This is a genomic window from Paenisporosarcina sp. P4_D4 (assembly GCF_056401835.1).
In genome coordinates this window covers 1-7,269 of the sequence record NZ_JBFUIO010000098.1, presented here as the reverse complement: position 1 = coordinate 7,269, position 7,269 = coordinate 1, and the positions used below count along the sequence as shown (strand labels likewise).

10 protein-coding genes, 2 pseudogenes and 1 riboswitch are annotated in these 7,269 nt (G+C 37.2%); of the genes and pseudogenes, 10 read left to right on the top strand and 2 right to left on the bottom strand.

Annotation, left to right across the window (positions count from 1 at the left end; genetic code table 11):
* Window positions 1-138: 138 nt before the first annotated feature.
* Window positions 139-318 carry a DUF2759 domain-containing protein gene (locus AC1DSL_RS14580; RefSeq protein WP_477532718.1) on the bottom strand — a complete coding sequence of 60 codons (180 nt, stop codon included), beginning with the start codon at window positions 316-318 and terminating at the stop codon, window positions 139-141.
* Between the two features lie 162 nt (window positions 319-480).
* Here AC1DSL_RS14580 and AC1DSL_RS14575 point away from each other — a divergent pair, with 162 nt between their 5' ends.
* Entirely contained in the window at window positions 481-1,119 is a 639-nt protein-coding gene (locus AC1DSL_RS14575) for an MBL fold metallo-hydrolase (RefSeq protein WP_477532717.1), read from the top strand.
* Between the two features lie 103 nt (window positions 1,120-1,222).
* Here AC1DSL_RS14575 and AC1DSL_RS14570 read toward each other — a convergent pair whose 3' ends face one another.
* On the bottom strand, window positions 1,223-1,465 hold the full coding sequence (locus tag AC1DSL_RS14570; protein WP_024534515.1) for a DUF2626 domain-containing protein: 243 nt from the start codon (window positions 1,463-1,465) through the stop codon (window positions 1,223-1,225).
* 273 nt (window positions 1,466-1,738) lie between these two features.
* Between AC1DSL_RS14570 and AC1DSL_RS14565 the strand changes: the two are divergent.
* The 9 genes and pseudogenes from AC1DSL_RS14565 to AC1DSL_RS14525 form a co-directional block, all read left to right on the top strand.
* Window positions 1,739-2,124, top strand: a pseudogene (locus tag AC1DSL_RS14565) (Spx/MgsR family RNA polymerase-binding regulatory protein).
* A 139-nt stretch (window positions 2,125-2,263) separates the two neighbouring features.
* Entirely contained in the window at window positions 2,264-3,307 is a 1,044-nt protein-coding gene (comGA, locus tag AC1DSL_RS14560; RefSeq protein WP_477532716.1) for a competence type IV pilus ATPase ComGA, read from the top strand.
* On the top strand, window positions 3,276-4,340 hold the full coding sequence (gene comGB, locus AC1DSL_RS14555; protein WP_477532715.1) for a competence type IV pilus assembly protein ComGB: 1,065 nt from the start codon (window positions 3,276-3,278) through the stop codon (window positions 4,338-4,340). The genes comGA and comGB overlap by 32 nt, the downstream gene beginning before the upstream one ends.
* Before the next feature lie 15 nt (window positions 4,341-4,355).
* Window positions 4,356-4,682 carry a competence type IV pilus major pilin ComGC gene (gene comGC / locus AC1DSL_RS14550; protein ID WP_477532714.1) on the top strand — a complete coding sequence of 109 codons (327 nt, stop codon included), beginning with the start codon at window positions 4,356-4,358 and terminating at the stop codon, window positions 4,680-4,682.
* Window positions 4,666-5,100, top strand: coding sequence for a prepilin-type N-terminal cleavage/methylation domain-containing protein (locus AC1DSL_RS14545; RefSeq protein ID WP_477532713.1), 435 nt, complete (start codon window positions 4,666-4,668; stop codon window positions 5,098-5,100). The genes comGC and AC1DSL_RS14545 overlap by 17 nt, the downstream gene beginning before the upstream one ends.
* Window positions 5,093-5,392: a hypothetical protein gene (locus AC1DSL_RS14540; protein WP_477532712.1), complete on the top strand. Its 300-nt coding sequence runs from the start codon at window positions 5,093-5,095 to the stop codon at window positions 5,390-5,392. Before AC1DSL_RS14545 ends, AC1DSL_RS14540 begins: the two co-directional genes overlap by 8 nt.
* Window positions 5,377-5,817, top strand: coding sequence for a competence type IV pilus minor pilin ComGF (gene comGF, locus AC1DSL_RS14535; RefSeq protein WP_477532711.1), 441 nt, complete (start codon window positions 5,377-5,379; stop codon window positions 5,815-5,817). The genes AC1DSL_RS14540 and comGF overlap by 16 nt, the downstream gene beginning before the upstream one ends.
* A 205-nt stretch (window positions 5,818-6,022) precedes the next feature.
* Window positions 6,023-6,541: a shikimate kinase gene (locus AC1DSL_RS14530; protein ID WP_477532710.1), complete on the top strand. Its 519-nt coding sequence runs from the start codon at window positions 6,023-6,025 to the stop codon at window positions 6,539-6,541.
* A gap of 142 nt (window positions 6,542-6,683) precedes the next feature.
* Window positions 6,684-6,776: riboswitch (glycine riboswitch) on the top strand.
* Between the two features lie 205 nt (window positions 6,777-6,981).
* Window positions 6,982-7,269, top strand: a pseudogene (locus AC1DSL_RS14525) (glycine cleavage system aminomethyltransferase GcvT); the annotation flags it as partial.

The following is a 7,269-nucleotide window of genomic DNA, read 5'->3' as shown; positions in this document are numbered from 1 at the left end:
GATCAGTTAAAGAAAACTGTGATGATTGAATAAAAATTGAGAGAGTACTTTGCCCCTACGATAAGTAACCATTTAGTTTATCTGAGCCATAATATAAAAAAAGCTGACGTTCGTGTGAACGTCAGCTTTTTTATGGTATTAGTGTAATGCTGGTGGAAATCCGTGTTCTAAAATCGTCATCACTGTGAACCATCCAAAAATTGCAAAAGTTCCTATGTTGAAGACTAATCCTAAAAGGTTTTTCTCTTTAAATGCTTGGTAAGAACCAATTGCACCAAAGATAGCAACCAGGCCAAAAATAACCATTAATAAGTTCATTATAGACACTCCTTTTGACATCAGAAAATGAATGCCGAGTACAAGTTTTCTACCTTATTATAAGTTTTTATATATGATTTGTCGAGGATTAAAAAGTGTCGGATATATGAACTGCGAGAATGCCGACAGAGTTTCTGCTACAATAATCTTGAGGTGATTGACATGTTAAATATACGTACGTTCCCACTGGGTCCATTACAGACCAATTGCTATGTGGTAACCAATAAAGAAAAACAATGTTTGATCTTTGATCCAGGTGAACAAGGAGATGCTTTAATTAAAGAATTGCGGAGATTACAGGTAAAACCTTTAGCAATTATTTTAACGCATGCTCATTTCGATCATATTGGAGCTGTCGATGTAGTACGTGATGCGTTTAATGTTCAAGTCTATATACATCAGGCAGAAAAAAATTGGCTTTCTGATTCGACTAAAAATGGTTCAGCACGCTTTCGTGAATTGCCTTTAGTGGAAGGAAGACCAGCAGATGTATTGATTGATGCAGATGGTAAGTTGGAAATCGGACCGTTTTCATGTCAGATGTTCCATACGCCTGGCCATTCACCTGGAAGCATTTCCTATTGGTTTGAAGAAGACGGTTTCGCAATTGTTGGCGATACATTGTTCCAGGGCAGCATAGGGAGAACGGATCTTCCTTATGGTAACCATAAAGAGTTGATTAATTCTATTCACAATAAGCTGCTTACTTTACCAGAAGAAACGATCTGCTATCCTGGACATGGTAATCCTACGACTCCTGCAGAAGAAATGGGCAATAATCCGTTTCTTAATGGATTTTGACAAAGAGCGTGTGTCCATAGTTAAATAACCGGTTTTTGTGGAGACCAAAAATCCCAAACAAAAAAGACAGTCATATGAAATGACTGTCTTTTTATAATCTTGATCAGTGTCCAGCACCAGGTACGTGAATAAATGTCGTATAGTAAGTGAAGCCAGCAAAAAACACTGTTAAATATGCTCCGAAGATGTAAATGTACATACGCTCTGAAAGGTTTAAGAAACCTAAAAGAATAAATAAACCTGTGTTTGCTAGAAATAATAATGATGCCGAATACATATCACCTAAATAAAACATAACTGCGAAAATTCCTGTCCAGAAACCCATCACTTTATACATATTGTTCATGAGTAGTCCCCTCCTTTTACAACTATACAATAATCTCTACCTCATTATAGATGATTCGGTTCACAGATGTAAACTCTAGAATGTCTTTAGAATGTGACAGAACAGTGGAAGTTGTGAATTCTTACTTGAAAAAAGACAAAAAAATTTCTGATCAGTTAAGTATGTCCAAATATAATCGACATTAAAAAGTTTTTAAAGATGTTTCTTATATTAGGTGACAAACATTATACAATAGTTGAAATCTGTATAACAAATGAAAAGGGAATTATAGGAATTCTAAGGGTTGATATAACATTCTATACTTATCCATTATTGACCTCTTGTCGAAAAACGAAAATATGGTTAATCTCTAACCAGATTAGATTCGAAGAAAGACATATATTCAGTCAAACGCCAACTGTTGAAAAACTCTCTTTTCTTTTATCAATGACAACGGAAGATCTTATGAAATTCTGGCTACCCGCAGTCAATCATTTAAAGACTTGAATCTGAATATCGATGACTTGCCATTATCAAAAGTGGTTGAATTGATGGTAGATAATCCAAAGTTATTGAGAAGACCGATTTTGACAGATGGCAAGAAATTAGTGGTAGGTATCAACCGGAACATTTGGGTTCCTTTTGCGGCAAAAGTAAATTATTCTACGCATTATAAGTAGCAAAATAAAAATTTCCTGCCTTACAAGGTGGGGGATTTTTATTTTGCTGAAAAATATATATTTTTTATGCTTATGACTTTATAATGTCGAGAACAGGGTATGAGCGGTCCTAACCTGTTTTGGGTGAATGGTCATATACATGAATGAATTACAGAATATTATTGAACAAAAAAGTGAAGAGTTAATTAATCGAGCAGTATTAGCACGGGCTTCTGATATTCATTTAATTCCTACATCAGGAGGGTATACAATTTATTTTCGCTTACACATAAAATTGGTCCCAGCAGGTAAGCTTCACCTGGATATCGGGGATCGTATGATTTCTTACTTCAAGTTTTTATCCTCTCTTGACATCAGTGAAAAACGAAAACCTCAAAGTGGTTCATTCCAACAAATCTTCAATACACAAGAATGTTCTTTCCGCGTTTCGACTTTACCATCTGTTCAAAATAAAGAAAGTCTTGTAATTAGAATTCAATTGCATGATGATTCTAAACCATTACAAGAACTTGCTCTTTATCGTGATGCAGCTAAATTACTGCATGACTTAATGATGTCCCGTCAAGGTTTGATATGCATCACCGGACCAACTGGCTGTGGGAAAACGACAACTATGTACTCACTTACAAGTTATAGTACGCATCAATTGAATCGGCATGTAATTTCCCTGGAAGACCCGGTGGAAAACAGTCAATCCCACTTGCTTCAAATACAAGTGAACGAACGTTCTGGAATTTCCTATGCTTCAGGTTTGAAAGCGATATTACGGCATTCGCCAGATGTCATAATGATTGGAGAAATTCGTGATTCAGAAACAGCCCAAGCAGCTGTTCAAGCATCTTTAACAGGACATCTAGTTATTACGACTGTACATGCTAAGAATCCGATTGGATGTCTATATCGATTAATGGATTTGGGGATTCCGATTGATGACTTACAACAATCTATTCTTGGAATTACAAGCCAACAACTAGTAATCACTTCATATGATAGGGAAGGTGATCGAGTAACGCCGAACCGCTCTTCTTTGTATGAAATTCTGTATGGTCAAACTCTTGAAGAAGCAATCGATACGATAAAAATAGGTGGATCTTTTAACATGCCACAAAAGTATACGCTTTCCAATCAGTACGAGCGAGGAGTGAAACTGGGTGTCATTAAAGTTTCTCCCGTCACGTATTGAAGTACGAGATTGTCAAATACCCAGGAAAAAACAAGCCCAGTTTTTAAACAGACTCTCTACGCTCTTGTCTGAAGGATACACATTTTACGATTCTTTGGTAATGCTGTTGCCTCACCATGTAAAAGCAAGTGAAGAAGCACACAACAAACTTGCGGCCAACTTGAAAAATGGAGATGGAGTCACCACGTTATTGATGACATTAGGAATTCCCAAGAGTTATTTATTATCTATCCAAATGGCGGAATCCCATGGGAAATTACAGAAAGCGCTACTTTGTCTTCATACGCACATTGCTATGCTGGATCGGGCAAAAGCGAGCCTTAAAAAAGTGGTCATGTATCCTGTATTTTTATTTTGTATGCTGGCAGGGTTGTTTTTGGCATTCCGTACTTATTTTTTACCAAACATGCAGTTGCTTGCAAATTCCAGACAGAATACTGCATCTTCGAACACGATGAGTTGGACAAGCTTATTGCTGCATTTGCCAGATGTGTTAGTCACTGTCTGTCTGTTGGTCTTTATCACGGTGTTTTTGTTTCGCTGGGGAATTCAACGGTATTCTTATGAACATCAATTATCCATCTTATTAAAAACACCCATCTTATCCAATTGGATGAAATTATTTTGGACGAAAAGTTTTTCACAGGAACTTGGGACATTATTAGCCAGTGGATTATCTTTGCAACATGCTTTGGATGTTTTGAAAAAACAAAATTACCAACCTTATTTGCAAGTTATATCTACAAATATATACACATCCATTCTATTGGGAGATTCTTTGAAACAAGCAGTTCAGATAGCAGATTGTTTTATGGATGATTTTCCTACATATATTTCGCATGGAGAGGTAAGCGGACATTTAGACAGGGAGCTATTGATTTACAGTGATTTGCTGAATGAACAGACTGAAGAATCCTTGACGAAATCTTTGTCTTTTGTCCAACCTGTGTTATTTGGCGTATTAGCAATTTGTATTTTGGCTGCGTATTTATCCATTTTGTTGCCTGTTTATGGAATGATAGATTTTATTTAATAGGAGGAAGCAAGTATGAAAAAGATAAAGTGCCAAAAAGGGTTCACTTTAATTGAAATGATGGTCGTATTACTGATAATTTCCGTTTTAATATTAATCGCAATTCCCAATGTGACGAAGCATTCGGCAACGATTGATGAAAAAGGGTGCGAGGCTTATATCAAAATGGTTCAAGGGCAAGTCGAAGCATATCGGATCGATATGAAAGATGTTCCCACACTTTCAGATTTAACAGATAACGATTATTTAAATGACGGTGAAACATCTTGTCCAAATGGTAATCAGATACAAATAGATGCAACTACCGGACTTGTATCTGTGACGGATGATGTCGCTGGATAATAAAGGCTACTCGTTGCTGGAGTTATTACTCGTTTTGACGATTGTGCTGGTCATCAGTACGAGTGTGTTGTATGCGAACAATCATTATGTTGAAAGACACACATTTGATTTGTTCTATAACCAATTGAAACTCGATGCCATGCACACTCAAATGACTGCTGTGGAAGAAAAAAGGTACGTTAAACTGATTTTTAACGCAGGAGGTACTCGTTACATTGGAAGAAAATCACTATACGAACCTCTTTTCGAGAGAAATTTACCTGCAGGTTACAGTTTATCTTCCAGTAGTACTTTAACCGAGCTTGCCTATTTACCGAATGGTACAATTGAAAAATTTGGAACGATTGCATTTGTGACGCCCGGGGGCATTAAGATTGTCCGGGTCTTTATCGGGAAAGGACGGATGAGTCTTGAATAATCACCAAGGATTTTCATTCGTCGAAACGATTCTCACGGTCAGTATTCTTTTTTTGTTATTTGGGACATTGTTGCCTATGGCAAATCAAATGATGTTTAATCTTGCCGAAAAGAAAGTGGCATTGCATGTGGCAATTGCGAAAAACCAAGCAGCAACTTTAATTGAAAATGGGCAAATGTCAGGTGAAATATTTCTCGACAATGTGTCTTATTCCTGGCAATGGACAGATCCAACAATTTGTGTACGGTATGTTTTTTTTGGAGAGAGCACAGAGTCGTGCGAAACCTTTTAACGGATAGGGGATACACATTAGTCGATGCAGTCATTCAGCTTGCAGTTCTGTTGTTGTTTTCTCAACTCATTTTGTTTTATTCTGTATGGTTTACGCAAGTGGAAAAGCATTTCTTTCAATCAGTATCACTTGAATGGGAAATGTTTTCATTGGAAATGGAAAAAATCCTCTTTTCGGTCACTGTGATAGAAGAACAAGTCAATCAGACAGGAATTCGTCTGAAAAAAGATGGGGTGGAGTATGWTATTGAATGTTACCCATCACTCATTCGCAAACAGAAGAATCGTTTGGGACATGAGCCTTTGTTAACGGGGGTTAAAATGTGTAAGTTTCAAGTTGATGGTGATCAAGTAATCGCCAAAGTTGAGTTTTTAAACGGACGAAAAGAGGAACGTGCATATGAAGTGTTTATATCCTCGCAATGAATCTGGATTTTTACTGCCCGTATCCATCGTTCTATTATTTATTGTGTCCGGTATACTTCTTTACTTTGTTACTTCTTACATATCACAGATGAATATCTATGAAATGTTGGAAAGTCATTATATTTCTGCTACTATTATTAAAATGGAAAATTAGCGATAATAGTCGTTTAGTGATGATTTGTAGTGAAGTGAGCGGGGTAGGGATATGAAAAAAATTTATTTAATTGGTTTCATGGGATCAGGAAAAAGCGCTATCGGCCGACGATTAAGCTTTTCGCTAAAAATTCCTTATTACGACATGGATCAGGAGATTGTGAAAAAAATGGGGATGACCATCCCTGAAATTTTTGAAAGATACGGCGAGTCTTTTTTTCGTCAACAAGAACATGAATTTCTGAAAACCTTCAGAGATGAGTGGTGTATCGTATCGACTGGGGGAGGTGTTGCTGTTAACCCAAGCAATAGTAAAGTCATGCGTCAAACCGGTTTAGTATTGTTTTTGGATGCAACGTTTGCTGATATATGGAAACGAATTCATCGTGATGTTAACAGACCCATTGTACAATCATCTACTAAGGAAGAGTTGGAAGCGTTATATACCATGCGAAAGCGTTATTATAAAGCCACCGCCCATATTACCGTAAGAACCGAAGGACGCTCGTTAAGACAGATAACTGAATATGCAGCATTTCAAGTAAATCGCTTAAAGGCGAACGATTTTTGATAGTAATCATAAATCGTTCGCCTTTAGAGTGTAATAAGAAAATAGATTGCGCTTACTTTGAATCAATGTTAGGATATAGACGAAGCGGTACACGCTTTTGTTCATTGATTTCTTAATATACCAAAACGCATGTTTTGGGCGGATGAATATACGGGGAGAGAACGCGCCAGTCGCGTCGCCGAAGGAGCAAGTAGAAGCTACGAATCTCTCAGGTAAAAAAGACTCGTATAGGACGCATCTCTGGAGAATGCTATTACACTTCATAGCTACCAAAGAGGAAAGCCGATTTCAGGTAAACTTTCAGGTGCCAGGACAGAGAATTCTCATATAAAGGGGATTCTCTGTCCTTTTTTGTGGGTACAAGATTATCCATTTAGAAATCGGGAGACCAGATTTTCACCTTATAAGAAAGATTGTTTAGTGAAGAGGAGGAAAATGAAATGTCGGAAAATTTAAAACGCACGCCGTTATTTGATTCGTACAAAGCGTACGGTGGCAAAACTATTGATTTTGGTGGATGGGAACTACCTGTTCAATTTTCCAGTATAAAAGAAGAACATGAAGCGGTACGCACAAAAGCAGGATTATTCGATGTCTCACATATGGGAGAAATCATTGTTCGCGGTGAAGATAGCCTTGTATATCTTCAAAAATTGCTGACTAATGACGTTTCCAAACTTCAAGATGGCCAAGCGCAGTATAATGCAATGTGCTATGAAGATGGAGGG